The organism is Serratia sp. BIGb0234, from assembly GCF_024809915.1.
GTDB lineage: Bacteria > Pseudomonadota > Gammaproteobacteria > Enterobacterales > Enterobacteriaceae > Serratia > Serratia liquefaciens.
On the sequence record NZ_JANUEI010000007.1, the window covers coordinates 109450 to 126516 of the forward strand.

Sequence of the window (17067 nt, forward strand, 5' to 3'; positions counted from 1 at the left end):
AAGAGAGTCTGCGATAAAAAGGTTGGAGAAAAATTATGCCATTAGTGATTGTTGCAGGCGGCGTCGCGCTGCTGTTGCTGCTGATGATCCGCTTTAAGCTGAACGGCTTTATCTCTCTGGTTCTGGTTGCTCTGGCGGTGGGTATCGCTCAGGGTATGCCAGTCGATAAAGTGATCGGCTCCATCAAGGCCGGCGTGGGCGGCACCCTGGGCAGCCTGGCGCTGATCATGGGCTTCGGTGCCATGCTCGGCAAGCTGCTGGCGGACTGCGGCGGCGCCCAGCGCATCGCCACTACGCTTATCGAGAAGTTCGGTCAAAAATACATTCAATGGGCGGTGGTACTGACCGGTTTTACCGTCGGTTTTGCGCTGTTCTATGAAGTTGGCTTCGTGCTGCTGCTGCCGCTGGTCTTCAGTATCGCCGCGTCTGCACGCGTGCCGCTGCTGTATGTCGGCGTGCCGATGGCGGCTGCGCTGTCGGTGACCCACGGTTTCCTGCCGCCGCACCCTGGCCCAACGGCGATCGCCACCATCTTCCATGCCGATATGGGTAAAACCCTACTGTACGGCACGCTGCTGGCCATTCCGACGGTGATCCTGGCCGGTCCTGTCTACGCCCGCTTCCTGAAAGGCATCGACAAGCCGGTTCCTGAAGGCCTGTATAACCCGAAAATCTTCACCGAAGAAGAAATGCCAAGCTTTGGCATCAGCGTTGCCACCTCGTTGGTGCCGGTGATCCTGATGGCGCTGCGTGCGGTAGCGGAAATGGTGCTGCCGAAGGGCCATAGCCTGCTGCGCTTTGCCGAGTTCTTCGGCGATCCGGTGATGGCGACGTTGATTGCGGTACTGATCGCTATCTTCACCTTTGGCTTGAACCGCGGCCGTACTATGGATGAAGTGATGGGTACCATCACCGACTCCATCAAAATCATCGCCATGATGCTGTTGATCATCGGCGGTGGCGGTGCGTTCAAGCAGGTACTGGTCGACAGCGGCGTGGAGAAATACATTGCCGCCCTGATGGAAGGCAGCAACGTCTCACCTATTCTGATGGCCTGGTCGATTGCGGCTGCGCTGCGTCTGGCGCTGGGTTCCGCTACCGTGGCGGCGATCACCGCCGGCGGCATCGTGGCCCCGTTGATCGCCACTACCGGCGTCAGCCCGGAGCTGATGGTGATCGCGGTCGGTTCAGGCAGCGTGATTTTCTCTCACGTCAACGATCCGGGGTTCTGGCTGTTCAAGGAGTATTTCAACCTGAGCATCATGGAAACCATCAAGTCCTGGTCGGTGCTGGAAACCATCATTTCCGTCTGCGGCCTGGTAGGGTGTTTGCTGCTGGCGACGGTGGTCTAATATTCCTGTCGTTTTTCAGGTTGGCGCAGCGTTGACTGCCACTTGAAATGCAAAGGGAATAGCGAGGTTATCCGGCACCCCGTGGGGGTGTCGGACATTCTTTTGAGTTTGGGGCGCATTTGATGGCGCAGGCGGTGTATCCCGTTGCCAGAACGTACATCTGACTCCGTAAGGGCATGACATTATGAGTAATCCACAGCACCACGTATTTATTTTGATGGGCGTTTCAGGCAGCGGAAAGTCTGCCGTCGCCAGCGCCGTTGCCCATGAAGCTCATGCCGCGATGCTGGACGGAGACTACCTGCACCCGCGCGCCAACATTAACAAAATGGCCGCCGGGCATGCGCTGGACGATAACGATCGCGCCCCGTGGCTGGCCGCATTGAATGACGCTATCTTTGCCATGGAACGCACCAATGACGTCTCTCTGCTGGTGTGCTCGGCGCTGAAAAAAAGCTATCGCGACCGCCTGCGTGAAGGCAACCGCAACCTGCATTTCATCTATCTGAAGGGTGACAAGGCGGTGATTGAAGAGCGCCTGAAGCAGCGCAAAGGGCATTTCTTCAAGCCGCAGATGCTGGTTTCCCAATTTGCCACCCTGGAAGAGCCGGGCGCGCAGGAGCCGGATGTGCAGGCGATTGATATCGATCAGCCGCTGGATGGCGTAGTCGCCGATACTCTTGCCTATATTCGGCATGTTGCAGCCCAGTAATCCGGGCTGCCACCCTAAGCCGGCGCCGCACAGGCGCCCGTTTATTCACTACAGCTTCATGTAAGCCCGCACGCCGTCCAGGAACATCTGGGTCGACAGCATCACCAGAATCAGCCCCATCAGCCTTTCCAGCGCGCTCACGCCTTTACTGCCCAGCAGGCGCAGGAACAAGTCCGACATCAGCAAAATAGCGGCAGAAATCCCCCAGGCAATCAGCAGCGCCACAACCAGATGTGAAATCTGGTTCGGATACTGGTGCGAGAGCAGCATTAGCGCCGCCAGAATCGAAGGCCCGGCGACCAGTGGGATGGCGAGCGGGACCAGGAAGGGTTCTTCCCCGGCGGAAAGCCCGCTGCTGTTGCCCTCCTGCGTAGGGAAAATCATTTTGATGGCGATCAGAAACAAAATAATCCCGCCGGAAATGGACACGGTTTCGGTTCGCAGGTTGAGGAACGCCAGAATTTTCTCGCCGGCGAACAGGAATATCAGCATTAACAACAGGGCGATCAGCAATTCGCGGATCACCACCACCCGGCGTCGGCGCGGTTCCAGATGTTTGAGTACCGACATGAAAATCGGCAAGTTGCCTAGCGGATCCATGATTAAAAACAGCAACACCGTGACGGAAATCATCTCTGTCATCATTACCTCTGCATCTGAAAAACGTGTCGGCCATCCCGACCCACGCACTAACCCATCCCCGATGGCTTGAAAGACAACGGGGTATATAAGAAGGATTGCTGAGAATCGTTCAGCTATCGAATAAATTCACTTTGCGCCTGCGCTGACATTTTGTAAGGTGGAGAGATAGTGCACACAACTTATAGCAGTCATCCTCCAAGGCAGGACAGTCATATGAAAAACGTTGGTTTCATCGGTTGGCGCGGAATGGTCGGCTCCGTACTCATGCAACGCATGACGGAAGAGCGCGATTTCGACGCCATTCGCCCGGTCTTTTTCTCCACTTCGCAGCACGGTTCTGCGGCGCCGGCATTCGGCGGCCAGCAGGGCACGCTGCAAGATGCTTACGATGTTGATGCGCTGAGCGCGCTCGACATCATTATTACCTGCCAGGGCGGCGATTATACCAACGAAATTTACCCGAAGCTGCGTGAAACCGGTTGGCAAGGCTACTGGATTGATGCCGCTTCTTCACTGCGCATGCAGGATGACGCGATTATCATTCTGGACCCGGTCAACCGCGACGTGATTCAGCAGGGCCTGGACAAAGGCATCAAGACCTTTGTCGGCGGCAACTGCACCGTCAGCCTGATGCTGATGTCGCTGGGCGGCCTGTTCGCCAACAACCTGGTCGAGTGGGCATCCGTTGCGACCTATCAGGCCGCTTCCGGCGGCGGCGCGCGCCACATGCGTGAGCTGTTGACTCAAATGGGCATGCTGCACGCAGACGTGGCGAAAGAGCTGCAGGATCCGGCATCGGCCATTTTGGATATCGAACGTAAAGTCACTGCGGCCACCCGCAGCGGCAAACTGCCAACCGATAACTTTGGCGTGCCGCTGGCCGGCAGCCTGATCCCGTGGATCGACAAGCAGCTCGATAACGGCCAGAGCCGCGAAGAGTGGAAAGGCCAGGCGGAAACCAACAAAATCCTCAACAGCAGCAGCGTGATCCCGGTTGATGGCCTGTGCGTGCGCGTTGGCGCGTTGCGTTGCCATAGCCAGGCATTCACCCTGAAACTGAAAAAAGACGTTTCGCTGCCGGAAATCGAGCAGATGCTGGCGACCCACAATGATTGGGTGCGGGTGATCCCTAACGACCGTGAACTGACCATGCGTGAACTGACGCCGGCTGCGGTTACCGGGACGCTGAATACGCCAGTCGGCCGTCTGCGTAAGCTGAATATGGGGCCGGAATACCTGTCTGCGTTCACCGTGGGTGACCAGTTGCTGTGGGGTGCGGCTGAACCGCTGCGCCGCATGCTGCGTATCCTGCTGTAACCTGAACTGTACTTCCCGAGGGCTGAGCTCTTTCAGCCCTCAAAAGCCTTATTTTCTTCCTTTTTCTCCGTTTCGGCGCGCTATGGACTAAGTCGCTGCAAAGGGGAGAAAGCACACAAGCCATCGGCACTCCACCATGCGGGCAGCAGCGCAAAGACGCTGTCAGGCTGGCAGTTTTCTTAATGAAGCTTTTTCCTGGTAATGCGGCAATGTTTTTAACTGACATTAGCTATGCTTAAAGGGCTGGCGGATAAATTTTCGCCAGCACCAAAAATAAGCATAAAGAGCGGTATTCGGGTCGGTAGGGTGAAAATTGATCAATAACCGACTGTAATCACGCTTTAGGAACCGAATGAATTGCATGATAACCAAAACGGCTATGGATTAAGCGTTACGCCCTGTGGATCTCAAGGTACAGCCAACGCCGCTGTAACCTGAAAGGCGATGGGCTGCGTGGCCTCTTATAAATCATGCTCTTAATCTTAGGAAGAAGACTATGCCTGTACTTCCCGATCGTGACGTGATTGATCAGCTTTTCTCCGGCAACTCTGCCGATCCTTTTTCCCTGCTTGGCATGCATGCGGTCGACAACGGCCTGCAGGTGCGTGCGCTGTTGCCTGACGCCAGCGAAGTCTGGCTGCGGGATCAGCAAACCGGCCGCCGATTGGTGCAGCTGAACTGTGATGATGAGCGGGGTTTTTTCAGCGCCACGGTGCCGCGCCGTAAAACGCCGTTCCGCTATCAGTTTGATGTGCGCTGGCACGATCACCAACAGATCGTCGACGATCCCTACCGCTTCGGCACCCTGCTGCAGGATATCGACAGTTGGCTGTTGGCTGAAGGGACCCATTTGCGTCCTTATGAACGTTTGGGCGCTCATCTCGCCACGCTCGATGACGTCGAAGGCGTCAGTTTTGCCGTTTGGGCACCCAACGCCCAGCGAGTCTCGGTGGTGGGGGAATTCAACTTTTGGGACGGACGCCGCCATCCGATGCGCCTGCGTCGTGAAAATGGCATTTGGGAGCTGTTTCTGCCGGGCGTGAAGGCCGGGCAGTTGTACAAATATGAAATCATCGACTGCTACGGCAACACCCAGCTCAAGGCCGATCCTTACGCATTTGAAGCGCAGATGCGACCGGACACCGCGTCGTTGGTCACTCCGTTGCCTGAAGTGGTAGAAAACACCCCGCAACGTCAACGGGCCAATGATTTTGACCGCCCGATTTCTATCTACGAAGTGCATCTTGGCTCGTGGCGCCGCCACACCGACGATAATTTCTGGCTCAGCTACGGTGAACTGGCCGTGCAGCTGATTGATTACGTCAAGGACATGGGATTCACCCATATCGAGCTGCTGCCGATTAACGAGCACCCGTTTGACGGCAGTTGGGGTTATCAGCCTTTAGGTCTGTACGCGCCGACCCGACGTTTCGGCACTCCGGCTGACTTTAAGGCGTTTGTGGCTGCGGCGCATCGGGCCGGCATTAACGTGATCCTCGACTGGGTGCCGGGGCATTTTCCCAGCGACGCCTATGGCCTGGCGAACTTCGACGGCACCGCGCTGTATGAATACGCCGATCCGCGCGAAGGCTTTCATCAGGACTGGAATACCCTGATCTATAACTATGGCCGCAACGAGGTGCGTAATTATCTGGCAGGTAATGCCCTTTACTGGCTGGAGCGTTATGGCATAGATGCGCTGCGCGTCGATGCGGTAGCCTCGATGATCTACCGTGATTACAGCCGCGCTGACGGCGAATGGGTGCCGAATTACTACGGCGGTAACGAGAACCTGGAGGCCATCGCCTTCCTGCGTTATACCAACCACACCGTCGGCAAGGAGCGCCCCGGCGCGGTGACGCTGGCGGAAGAATCCACCGATTACCCAGGGGTGACGCTGCCGCCGGAATCCAATGGCCTGGGATTCCATTACAAATGGAACCTGGGGTGGATGCACGACACGCTTAACTACATGAAATGCGACCCGGTGCACCGTAAATATCATCACAATCAGATGACTTTCGGCATGTTGTACGCCTACACCGAGAACTTTGTGCTGCCGATTTCCCATGACGAAGTGGTGCATGGCAAGAAATCGGTGCTCGACCGCATGCCCGGCGATGCCTGGCAGAAGTTTGCCAACCTGCGCGCCTACTACGGCTTTATGTGGGCGCATCCGGGCAAGAAGCTGCTGTTTATGGGCTGCGAATTTGCCCAGGGGCGCGAATGGAACTTCGACAGCAGCCTCGACTGGCACCTGCTGGAAGGGTTGGACGGCTGGCACCACGGCGTGCAACGGCTGGTGCGCGATCTCAACCATTGCTATCAACAGCAGGCGCCGTTGTATGAGCGCGACTATCGCCCTGACGGCTTTGAGTGGCTGGTGGTGGACGACCACGACAACTCGGTGTTCGCCTTTGCCCGTTACGATTCGCAGGGTAATGAGCTGATTGCCGTCAGCAACTTCACTCCGGTACCGCGCCATCATTATCGCATCGGCATTTCGCGTGCCGGCGAATACCGGGAAATCCTCAATACCGACTCGCATCATTATCACGGCAGCAATACCGGCAATCAGGGCCGCGTGGTGTCTGAACCGATAGGCAACCACGGCCGCGAGCATTCGATCAGCGTGACCGTACCGCCATTGGCGACTATCTACCTGCTGCGGGAGGCGCAATGACTGAGCTGACGCCCGGCATCGCCGCGCCTCTCGGGGCGCGCTATGACGGTAACGGCATCAACTTTAGCCTCTATTCCGCCCGAGCCACGGGGGTGGAGCTGTGCCTGTTTGACGAGCAGCAGCAGGAGGTTCGGCTGCCACTGACGGCGCGCAGCGGTGATATCTGGCACGGCTACCTGCCGGGCGGTAAACCGGGGCAGCGTTACGGTTTCCGGGTGCATGGTCCGTTTGATCCTGCGCAGGGGTTGCGTTTTAACCCCAACAAACTGCTGTTGGATCCCGCCGCGCGCGCGGTAGAGGGACCGGTTGCAGATGATCCCTATCTGCATGGCGGCTATGACCGGCCGGATCAGCATGACAGCGCCGAACTGATGCCCAAGTGCGTGGTGATTGACGAAGCTTACGATTGGCAGGATGACCGCCCGCCGGCCACGCCCTGGGGCAAAACGGTGATCTACGAAGCGCATGTGCGCGGCCTGACCTTGCAGCATCCGGAGATCCCACCGGTGTTGCGCGGTAGCTTCGCCGCGCTCGGTCACCCGGTGATGATTGCCTATTTCAAGCGGCTCGGCATCACTGCGCTGGAGTTGTTGCCGGTGCAGCAGCACAGTTCTGAACCGCGTCTGCAGCGGCTCGGACTGATTAATTACTGGGGCTATAACGTACTTGCGCCCTTTGCGCCGGATAACCGTTATTCCAGCCTGCGCACTGATACGACGCCGCTGAGCGAGTTTCGCGATGCGGTAAAAGCGCTGCATAAGGCTGGTATTGAGGTGATCCTCGACGTGGTGTTCAACCACAGCGCCGAGCTGGATACCGATGGGCCGACGTTGTCGCTGCGCGGTATCGATAACCCGGGCTATTACTGGCTCACCCCCGACGGCGACTACGTGAACGATACCGGCTGCGGTAACACGCTGCGATTGGATCAGCCACAGGGCGTGGCCTGGGTGATGGACTGTCTGCGTTTTTGGGTGGGCGAATGCCACGTTGATGGCTTCCGCTTCGATCTGGGCAGCGTACTTGGCCGTACGCCTGCGTTCGACCGCGATGCGCCGTTGTTTCAGGCGATACTGGCGGACGACCTGCTTTCTCGCTGCAAGCTGATCGCCGAGCCGTGGGATATCGGGCCTGGCGGTTACCAGGTGGGCCAATTCCCGGGGCGCTTCGCCGAGTGGAACGACCATTACCGGGACGATATCCGTCGTTTCTGGCTGCAGGACGGCATATCGTTGGGGCAGTTCGCCCAACGTTTCGCCGCTTCCAGTGATCTGTTTAACCAACGCGGGCGTGCGCCGTACGCCAGCATCAACATGCTGACCGCTCATGACGGGTTCACCCTGCAGGACTTGGTCAGTTTTAACCGCAAGCACAACCAACTGAACGGTGAAGGTAACCGTGACGGCAGTGATCGTAACTTTAGCAATAACCACGGTGTTGAAGGCCCGATTGCCGACGATGCCATTTTGCAACGCCGCAGGGCCAGCCGACGAGCGCTGCTCGCCACGTTGTTGCTGTCCCAGGGGACGCCGATGCTGCTGGCCGGCGACGAGCATGGACACAGCCAGCAGGGCAACAACAATGCCTATTGTCAGGACAACGCTATCACCTGGCTCGACTGGGCCACGGCAGATGACGCTCTCACCGATTACACCGCAGCACTGATCCGTTTACGCCAACAAATCCCTGCCTTGCAGCAAGACCGCTGGTGGCAGGAGGGTGACGGCAGCGTGCAGTGGCTGAACGCGCAGGGGCAACCCCTCGACGCGCAAGAGTGGGAGCAGGGTGAACTGCGTTTGCAGATCTGTCTGTCGCAACGCTGGCTGGTGGTCGTGAACGCCACGCAGCAGGCGGTGGAGATGACGTTGCCCGTCGGCGATTGGCAGCTTGTCGCTCCCTTTACTCAGGAAGATTCGCGGGCGGTTTTACCCGCCTGGCACCAGGCTGCGCACTCGATTTGCGTGCTGGTAAAGAAAAAATAAAAGGAGTCAGCTATGGTTAGGTTTGAAAATAAAGACCCCCTGATGTTGGCACGCCAACTGCCGATTAAGTCCGTCGCCCTGATCCTGGCCGGTGGCCGCGGTTCGCGTTTGAAAGATTTAACCTCAACCCGGGCCAAGCCGGCCGTCCACTTTGGCGGTAAATTCCGCATTATCGATTTTGCCCTGTCGAACTGTCTGAATTCGGGCATCCGCCGCATCGGCGTGATCACCCAATACCAGTCCCATACCCTGGTGCAGCATATCCAGCGCGGTTGGTCGTTCCTCAACGAAGAGATGAACGAGTTTGTCGATCTGTTGCCGGCCCAGCAACGCCTCAGTACCGAGCACTGGTACAAGGGCACGGCGGATGCGGTGTACCAGAACCTGGATATCATTCGCCGTTACGACGCTGAATATGTGGTGATCCTGGCGGGCGATCACATCTACAAGATGGATTACTCGCGCATGCTGATCGACCACGTGGAGAAGGGCGCGCAATGCACCGTTGCCTGCTTGCCGGTACCCCGTGAGGAAGCCAGCGAGTTCGGCGTGATGGAAGTGGACGAAAACGATCTGATCCTCGAATTCCTGGAAAAACCCAGCAACCCGCCGCCGATGCCAGGCAACCCGGATATGTCGCTGGCCAGCATGGGGATCTACATCTTTAACGCTGACTACCTGTTCCAGTTGCTGGAAGAGGACATGTCGACGCCGGGCTCCACCCACGATTTCGGCAAGGATCTGATCCCGAAAATCACCGCCCAGAAAGCGGCTTGGGCGCACCCGTTCACGCTGTCCTGCGTGACCTCCAACCCCGATCTGCCGCCGTACTGGCGTGATGTGGGTACGCTCGAGGCCTACTGGCGCGCCAACCTCGATCTGGCTTCGGTGACACCAGAGCTGGATATGTATGACCGTGCCTGGCCGATCCGCACTCATATGGAACCGCTGCCGCCAGCCAAATTCGTACAGGATCGTTCCGGTAGCCACGGTATGACCATGAACTCGCTGGTGTCCGGCGGTTGCATCGTCTCCGGTTCGGTGGTGGTGCATTCGGTGCTATTCCCGCGGGTGCGGGTGAACTCGTTCTGCACCATCGACTCTACCGTATTGCTGCCGGACGTTAACGTCGGCCGTTCCTGCCGTCTGCGGCGCTGCATTATCGACCGTGCCTGTCATATTCCCGAGGGCATGGTGATTGGCGAAAACGCCGACGAGGACAGCAAACGCTTTTATCGCTCGGAAGGTGGCATTGTGCTGGTTACGCGCGAAATGTTGTCAAAGTTGTGAGTTAAGGTAGTCGGCAGCAAAAACTGCCGCCTGCCGCTATATATACCCAAAATAATTCGAGTTGCTTGTAGGCGGTAACTGAGTGAATCCCCAGGAGCTTACTCAAGATCGTTTCTGGGGTGAGTGACAAATCTGCCGGGAGCAGATTTGAACGCTGCTTGCAGCAGCCCCGTAAGGGGTGAGGCCCAAGGATGGGCCGAATAGTTCAGCCAACACCCAAGCAGCTTGAAGTATGACGGGTATAACGGACTGATGGCTTGCACAACGCGGGATTAACAACAGCGGCAAGCCTGCTTTTCCAGAGTAATTTTGCCGATTCTCAGGAGTGATAATGCAGGTTTTACACGTATGTTCTGAAATGTTCCCCCTGTTGAAAACCGGCGGGCTCGCAGACGTGGTTGGCGCATTACCGGCGGCTCAGATCGCCGAGGGCGGCGATGTTCGGGTGTTATTGCCCGCTTTTCCTGACGTGCGTAATGGCATACCGGACTCGGTGCTGGTGGCAGAAATCGATTCTTTCGCCGGCCGGGTCGGCTTGCGTTACGGCACCTACCACGGCGTGGGCATTTACCTGATTGATGCCCCCTGGCTGTACGAGCGGCCGGGTAGCCCGTATCACGACCAATCAATGAATGCCTATTCCGACAACCACCGACGCTTTGCCCTGCTGGGCTGGATGGCCTGTGAGCTGGCCAAGGGGCTGGATCGGTACTGGCGCCCGCAGATAGTGCATGCACATGACTGGCATGCGGGGCTGGCCTGTGCCTATCTGGCCGCCAATGGCCATCCGGCACGTTCCATCTTCACCGTGCACAACCTGGCCTATCAGGGGCTGTTCTCCGCCCATCACGTGGCAGAGCTGTGGTTACCGCCTTCGTTCTACAACGTCTATGGCCTGGAGTTTTACGGCCAGATGTCATTCCTGAAGGCGGGTTTGTACTACGCCGACCATATCACCGCCGTCAGCCCGACCTACGCGCGTGAAATCACCCGGCCGGAGTTTGGCTATGGTATGGAGGGGCTGCTGCAGGAACGCCAGCATCAGGGGCGCTTGAGCGGCATTCTTAACGGCGTAGATGACAAAATTTGGGACCCGTCCCACGATCCGCGGCTGACCGCCCGTTACGACGCTGACGATCTGAAGAACAAGGTCAAGAACAAGCTACACCTGCAAAAAGCCATGGGCCTTAAGGTGGATGAGTCGCTGCCGGTGTTTGCGGTAGTGAGCCGCCTGACCAGTCAGAAAGGGCTGGATCTGGTGCTGGAAGCCCTGCCTGCGCTGCTGGAGCAGGGCGGCCAACTGGCGCTGCTGGGGGCCGGCGATGCGGTGCTGCAACAGGCGTTTCTCGCCGCTGCCGCCGACTATCCGGAGCAGGTTGGCGTACAGATTGGTTACCACGAAGCTTTCTCGCACCGCATTATCGGCGGGGCCGATGTGATCATGGTGCCGAGCCGCTTTGAACCCTGCGGGCTGACTCAACTCTATGGCTTGAAATACGGCACGCTGCCGCTGGTGCGCCGCACCGGGGGGCTGGCGGACACGGTGGTGGACTGCGCGTTGGAGAATCTGGCCGACGGCAGCGCCAGCGGATTTGTGTTTGATGATTGTGACGCCACCGCACTGGGCAACGCCATTCGGCGCGCCATGGTGCTGTGGAGCAGGCCGAAGCATTGGCGTCACGTCCAGCGCCACGCCATGAGCGTGGATTTTGGCTGGCAGGTCGCGGCAAAGGAATATTTGTCGCTTTATTCCCGTCATATTTGACGCTGCCTCTGTGTTGGCTGCACTCACTTACCCGAATCACTTACCAGTGTAAGCTCATCGGGATAAGTTTTTTTGCCGCCTTGATGCAGCGCCAATTATTTTGGGTATATCAACACCTATTGTAATGCTCTATGAATTTCACGTTGCAGCCAGGTGGCCAGCTTACTCATCCCCAGGCGCTTACTTTAGTAAGTAACTGGGTGAGCAAGTGCAGGTAACAACGCTGCGGCTTGAAAGGCGACGGGCAGCCACAAACTTGGGATCGAAAAGCTATGACTTCACCGATTAGTTACACCTCACCCACGGTCAGTGTTGAAGCGCTGAAACACTCCATCGCCTATAAGTTAATGTTTATCGTCGGCAAGGATCCGGCTATCGCCAACCAGCATGACTGGCTGAATGCCGTGCTGTTTGCGGTGCGTGACCGTATGGTGGAGCGCTGGTTACGTTCTAACCGTGCGCAACTTTCGCAGGATGTGCGCCAGGTTTATTACCTGTCGATGGAGTTTCTGATTGGCCGGACGCTGTCCAACGCCTTGTTGTCGATGGGGATTTATCAGGATATCGACGACGCGTTGAATGAGATGGGCTTGAGCCTGGGCGAGCTGCTGGAGGAGGAGAACGATCCAGGGCTGGGCAACGGCGGGCTGGGGCGATTGGCCGCCTGCTTCCTGGATTCGCTGGCGACGCTGGCGCTGCCGGGTCGGGGCTACGGCATTCGTTACGAATACGGCATGTTCAAACAGAATATCGTAAACGGCCAACAGATGGAGTCACCGGACTATTGGTTGGAATACGGCAATCCGTGGGAGTTCCCGCGTCATAACACCCGCTATAAGGTGCGCTTTGGCGGACGGATCCAGCAGGAAGGCGCCAAGGCGCGCTGGGTGGAAACCGAAGAGGTAGTCGCCACCGCTTACGATCAGGTGATCCCCGGTTTTGATACCGACGCCACCAATACGCTGCGGCTGTGGAGCGCGCAGGCCAGTAATGAAATCAACCTGGGTAAATTCAATCAGGGCGATTACTTTGCGGCGGTTGAGGATAAAAACCATTCTGAAAACGTATCACGCGTGCTCTATCCCGATGACTCGACGTATTCTGGGCGTGAGCTTCGCCTGCGGCAGGAGTATTTCCTGGTGTCGGCCACGGTGCAGGATATCCTCAACCGCCATTGGACGATGCATAAAAGCTTCGACAACCTGGCAGACAAGATTGCCATTCACCTCAATGATACCCACCCGGTGTTGTCTATCCCTGAGCTGATGCACCGGCTAATCGACGAACATAAGTTCAGCTGGCTGGATGCCTGGGCGGTGGTCGAGCAGGTGTTTTCTTACACCAACCACACGTTGATGAGCGAAGCGCTGGAAACCTGGCCGCTGGACATGATTGGTCGGATCCTGCCGCGTCACCTGCAGCTGATTTTCGAGATTAACGATCACTTCCTCAAACAGGTGCAGGAAGTGGCGCCGGGCGACAATGAACTGCTGGCGCGGGTGTCTATCATTGATGAAACCAATGGTCGCCGGGTGCGTATGGCCTGGCTGGCGGTCGTGGCGAGCCACAAGGTTAACGGCGTTTCAGCGCTGCACTCCGAACTGATGGTGCAATCGCTGTTTGCCGATTTCGCCCGTATTTTCCCTGATCGATTCTGCAATAAAACCAACGGTGTCACCCCACGCCGCTGGCTGGGGCTGGCTAACCGACCGCTGTCTGACGTGCTGGACGACAGCATCGGTCAGACCTGGCGTACCGATCTCAGCCAACTGAGCGAGATCAAGGCCAATATCGATTACCCCAGCTTCCTGAAGGCGTTGCAAAGCGCCAAACGTCAGAACAAGGAGCGACTGGCGACCTACATCGCCAAAACGTTGAATGTGGTGGTCAACCCGGACGCGCTGTTCGACGTACAGATTAAGCGTATCCACGAGTACAAGCGGCAGCTGCTTAACGTACTGCACGTGATCACGCTGTATAACCGCCTGCTGCAGGATCCGGAAACCGAACGGGTGCCGCGCGTGGTGATCTTTGCCGGCAAGGCGGCTTCGGCTTATTACGCCGCCAAACAAATCATCCGCTTGATCAACGACGTCGCCAAGGTGATCAACAACGATCCGCGAGTGCATACGCAGCTGAAAGTGGTGTTCATTCCAAACTACAGCGTCAGCCTGGCGCAAATGATCATTCCGGCGGCGGACCTGTCCGAACAGATCTCGCTGGCAGGCACCGAGGCGTCCGGCACCAGTAACATGAAATTTGCGCTGAATGGCGCGCTGACTATCGGCACGCTGGATGGGGCTAACGTTGAAATGCTGGAACACGTGGGGGCGGAGAACATCTTCATCTTCGGCAATACCGCCGAGCAGGTGGAGGAGCTACGCCGCAACGGTTACAACCCGCATCTGTACTATGAGCAGGATCCGGAGCTGCATCAGGCGCTGACCCAGATTGCCACCGGCGTTTACAGCCCTGAAGAACCCAAGCGCTACAGCAACCTGTTTGATTCACTGGTAAATCTGGGCGATCACTATCAACTGCTGGCAGATTACCGCAGCTATGTGGATACGCAGGACAAGGTGGATGAGGTGTATCGCAATCAGGACGACTGGACGCGTCGGGCGGTGCTGAATATCGCCAATATGGGCTACTTCTCTTCCGACCGCACCATCCAGGAGTATGCGGACGAAATCTGGCACATCAAACCCATTAAGCTGTAATGTAAAAAAGGGCCGGATATCCGGCCCTTTTAACGTTTAGCGGTTTACGATGCCAGAGACAGCGTTTTCGCTTTCGCGTGTTCTGCCAGCCAGGCCTTGACTCGTGCCTGCTGCGTTTCGTCCAGCCACATGCCCAACTTGGTGCGGCGCCAGATAGCGTCATCCAGCTCGACCACCCATTCTTTTTCGATCAGGTAGCGCAGCTCGGCTTCATGCAGGCCGTGACCGAAATCTTCGCCCAGATCGTTGAGGCTGTTGGCACCGGCCAGGATAAGCTCACTGTGGCTGCCGTAGGTGCGTGCAAAGCGACGCGCCAGTGATTCAGGCAGCCAGCTGTGCTCGCGGCGCAGTTTTGCGGCGTAGCTATCGCGATCGCCACCGATGTCGCCGCCTGGCAGCGAACCGTTTTTGGTCCACGCCGGGCCGCAGCCAGGGTAGTAGTGCGACAGTTTTTCCATCGCATGCTCAGCCAGCTTGCGATAGGTGGTCAGTTTACCGCCGAACACCGACAGCAGCGGCGCTTTACCCTGTTCGTCATGCACGTCCAGCGTGTAGTCGCGGGTGACCGCCTGCGGCGAGTCCGATTCGTCGTCGCACAGTGGGCGCACGCCGGAGTAAGTCCAGACGATATCGTCACGGCCCAGCTGTTTCTTGAAGTGGTCGTTATACACTTTCAGCAGGTAGTTGATTTCGTTATCGTCAATCTTCACGTCTTTCGGATCGCCGTGGTATTCCACGTCGGTGGTGCCGATGATGGAGAACTCGTCATTCCATGGGATCACGAAGACGATACGGTGGTCTTCGTTTTGCAGAATATAGGACTGCGGCTGATCGTGTACGCGCGGCACCACGATGTGGCTGCCTTTGATCAGGCGGATACCGTAAGGTGATTTCAGCTTCAGGCCGTCGTCGAAGAAGTGTTTCACCCATGGGCCAGTGGCGTTCACCAGGCCTTTGGCGCGCCAGGTAAAGGTTTTGCCGCTGTCGACGTCGACCGCTTCTACCATCCACAGGCCATTCTCACGCCATGCGCGGGTGACCTTGGTGCGGGTACGCACTTCGCCACCGCGTTTTTCCACTTCCTGGGCGTTCAACACCACCAGGCGAGCATCGTCGACCCAGCAGTCGGAATATTCGAAACCGCGCTTCAATTCAGGTTTCAGCACCGATTCTGGTCCAAAGCGCAAACCCTTGCTGCCTGGCAGGCTGGTGCGTTTACCCAGGTGATCGTACAGGAACAGACCGATACGGATCATCCAGGCCGGACGCAGGTGCGGCTGGTGCGGCAGACGGAAACGCATAGGGAAGGCAATGTGCGGTGCCAATTTCAGCAGCACTTCACGCTCTGCCAGCGCTTCGCTGACCAAACGGAATTCGTAGTGTTCCAGGTAGCGCAGGCCACCGTGGATCAGTTTGGAACTGGCGGAAGACGTAGCACAGGCCAAGTCTTGCGCTTCCAGCAGCAGTACGGACAGGCCGCGCCCGGCAGCATCCGCCGCGATGCCGGCACCGTTGATGCCGCCACCGATAACGATCAAGTCTTTGGTTTCCACGTCAACTTCCTCCAGATGTTCGAAATAGCTCTTTCATGTTCGTTTTCGCTCATGATTGTAATCAAAAACCAACAAACAAGCCAAGACTTAACCAAACAAAAACATTTAGGCGTGATAGAGGTAACAGTTTGGTGATAGTAGGTATACAAAAAGAAGGGGTATTTCGATCAAGAATGACCGGGGCCAGCAGGCTGAACCCCGGAGAAAACGGCAGGAATAACGGAGGTAAAAAGCGGTACCGCAGGGTTAAACGTGACGGAGAGGGCTTAGCACAGTTCGAGCTGTACGTCGTACTGCTCGATGATTTTCATCACGCTTGGCGGTGGCAGTTGGTCGGTAAACAGATAGTCGATCAGGTTCATGTTACCGAGGTTGACCATCGCGTTACGGCCGAATTTGGAGTGGTCGGTCACCAGCATCACGCAGCGTGAGTTTTCGATAATTGCGCGTTTGGTGCGCACTTCGTGATAATCGAATTCGAGCAGCGAGCCGTCCATATCGATGCCGCTGATACCGAGAATGCCGTAATCGAGACGGAACTGGGAGATAAAGTCCAGCGTGGCCTCGCCCATGATGCCGCCATCGCGGGTGCGCACTTCACCACCGGCCAGGATCAAACGGAAATCTTCTTTGGCGGTCAGCAGGGTGGCGACGTTCAGGTTATTGGTCACCACGCGCAGGTTCTTGTGATTCATCAGTGCATGGGCGACCGCTTCCGGCGTGGTGCCGATGTCGATAAACAGCGTGGCACCGTCCGGGATTTGGCTGGCGACGCGTTGGGCAATACGCGCTTTCTGTTCCGACCACATCACTTTACGATCGTTATACGCGGCGTTCACCGAGCTGGAGGGCAGCGCGGCGCCACCGTGGTGACGTTGGATTTTGTTCTGATCGGCCAGGTCATTCAAATCACGGCGAATCGTTTGCGGGCTGACGTCAAAATGTTCGACCAGTTCTTCCGTGCTGACATACCCCTGCAGGCGCACCAGCTCGATAATTGCGTCATGACGCTGTGTTTGCTTCACGATAATCCCCTAAAACGCCCGGCTTG

Annotated in this window: 11 protein-coding genes; 8 read left to right on the forward strand and 3 right to left on the reverse strand. The window is 57.3% G+C overall.

Annotation, left to right across the window (positions count from 1 at the left end; translation table 11 throughout):
• Positions 1-35 precede the first annotated feature (35 nt).
• Both gntT and gntK read left to right on the forward strand, forming a co-directional pair.
• Positions 36-1352: a gluconate transporter gene (gene gntT, locus M2407_RS21350; RefSeq protein ID WP_046372451.1), complete on the forward strand. Its 1317-nt coding sequence runs from the start codon at positions 36-38 to the stop codon at positions 1350-1352.
• 184 nt (positions 1353-1536) lie between these two features.
• On the forward strand, positions 1537-2064 hold the full coding sequence (gene gntK, locus M2407_RS21355; RefSeq protein WP_020837388.1) for a gluconokinase: 528 nt from the start codon (positions 1537-1539) through the stop codon (positions 2062-2064).
• Between the two features lie 48 nt (positions 2065-2112).
• On the opposite strand, the gene M2407_RS21360 is transcribed toward gntK, so the two are convergent.
• Entirely contained in the window at positions 2113-2706 is a 594-nt protein-coding gene (locus M2407_RS21360; RefSeq protein WP_041415736.1) for a YhgN family NAAT transporter, read from the reverse strand.
• Positions 2707-2919: 213 nt separating this feature from the next.
• Here M2407_RS21360 and asd point away from each other — a divergent pair, with 213 nt between their 5' ends.
• From asd to glgP, 6 genes are all read left to right on the forward strand, one after another.
• Entirely contained in the window at positions 2920-4023 is a 1104-nt protein-coding gene (gene asd, locus M2407_RS21365; RefSeq protein ID WP_020837386.1) for an aspartate-semialdehyde dehydrogenase, read from the forward strand.
• Between the two features lie 496 nt (positions 4024-4519).
• On the forward strand, positions 4520-6706 hold the full coding sequence (gene glgB / locus M2407_RS21370; protein WP_020837385.1) for a 1,4-alpha-glucan branching protein GlgB: 2187 nt from the start codon (positions 4520-4522) through the stop codon (positions 6704-6706).
• On the forward strand, positions 6703-8688 hold the full coding sequence (glgX, locus tag M2407_RS21375) for a glycogen debranching protein GlgX (RefSeq protein ID WP_198640135.1): 1986 nt from the start codon (positions 6703-6705) through the stop codon (positions 8686-8688). Before glgB ends, glgX begins: the two co-directional genes overlap by 4 nt.
• A 12-nt stretch (positions 8689-8700) precedes the next feature.
• Positions 8701-9978, forward strand: a complete 1278-nt coding sequence (gene glgC / locus M2407_RS21380; protein ID WP_020837383.1) for a glucose-1-phosphate adenylyltransferase — start codon at positions 8701-8703, stop codon at positions 9976-9978.
• Between the two features lie 331 nt (positions 9979-10309).
• The gene (glgA, locus tag M2407_RS21385; protein WP_020837382.1) at positions 10310-11743 is read left to right on the forward strand and encodes a glycogen synthase GlgA; all 1434 of its coding nucleotides are present in this window, start codon (positions 10310-10312) and stop codon (positions 11741-11743) included.
• A gap of 272 nt (positions 11744-12015) precedes the next feature.
• Positions 12016-14463 (forward strand): glycogen phosphorylase, encoded by a 2448-nt coding sequence (glgP, locus tag M2407_RS21390; RefSeq protein ID WP_259219692.1) that lies wholly within the window; start codon positions 12016-12018, stop codon positions 14461-14463.
• A gap of 44 nt (positions 14464-14507) precedes the next feature.
• Here glgP and glpD read toward each other — a convergent pair whose 3' ends face one another.
• Both glpD and M2407_RS21400 read right to left on the reverse strand, forming a co-directional pair.
• Positions 14508-16016, reverse strand: coding sequence for a glycerol-3-phosphate dehydrogenase (glpD, locus tag M2407_RS21395; protein WP_046372456.1), 1509 nt, complete (start codon positions 16014-16016; stop codon positions 14508-14510).
• A 266-nt stretch (positions 16017-16282) separates the two neighbouring features.
• Positions 16283-17041 (reverse strand): DeoR/GlpR family transcriptional regulator, encoded by a 759-nt coding sequence (locus M2407_RS21400; RefSeq protein WP_020837378.1) that lies wholly within the window; start codon positions 17039-17041, stop codon positions 16283-16285.
• Between the last annotated feature and the right edge of the window lie 26 nt (positions 17042-17067).

Coding starts and splice junctions, on each gene's coding strand:
- glgC (WP_020837383.1), top strand. CDS start 8,701: ATGGTTAGGTTTGAAAATAAAGACCCCCTGATGTTGGCACGCCAACTG.
- M2407_RS21360 (WP_041415736.1), bottom strand. CDS start 2,706: ATGACAGAGATGATTTCCGTCACGGTGTTGCTGTTTTTAATCATGGAT.
- glgX (WP_198640135.1), top strand. CDS start 6,703: ATGACTGAGCTGACGCCCGGCATCGCCGCGCCTCTCGGGGCGCGCTAT.
- gntK (WP_020837388.1), top strand. CDS start 1,537: ATGAGTAATCCACAGCACCACGTATTTATTTTGATGGGCGTTTCAGGC.
- glgA (WP_020837382.1), top strand. CDS start 10,310: ATGCAGGTTTTACACGTATGTTCTGAAATGTTCCCCCTGTTGAAAACC.
- gntT (WP_046372451.1), top strand. CDS start 36: ATGCCATTAGTGATTGTTGCAGGCGGCGTCGCGCTGCTGTTGCTGCTG.
- glgP (WP_259219692.1), top strand. CDS start 12,016: ATGACTTCACCGATTAGTTACACCTCACCCACGGTCAGTGTTGAAGCG.
- glgB (WP_020837385.1), top strand. CDS start 4,520: ATGCCTGTACTTCCCGATCGTGACGTGATTGATCAGCTTTTCTCCGGC.
- asd (WP_020837386.1), top strand. CDS start 2,920: ATGAAAAACGTTGGTTTCATCGGTTGGCGCGGAATGGTCGGCTCCGTA.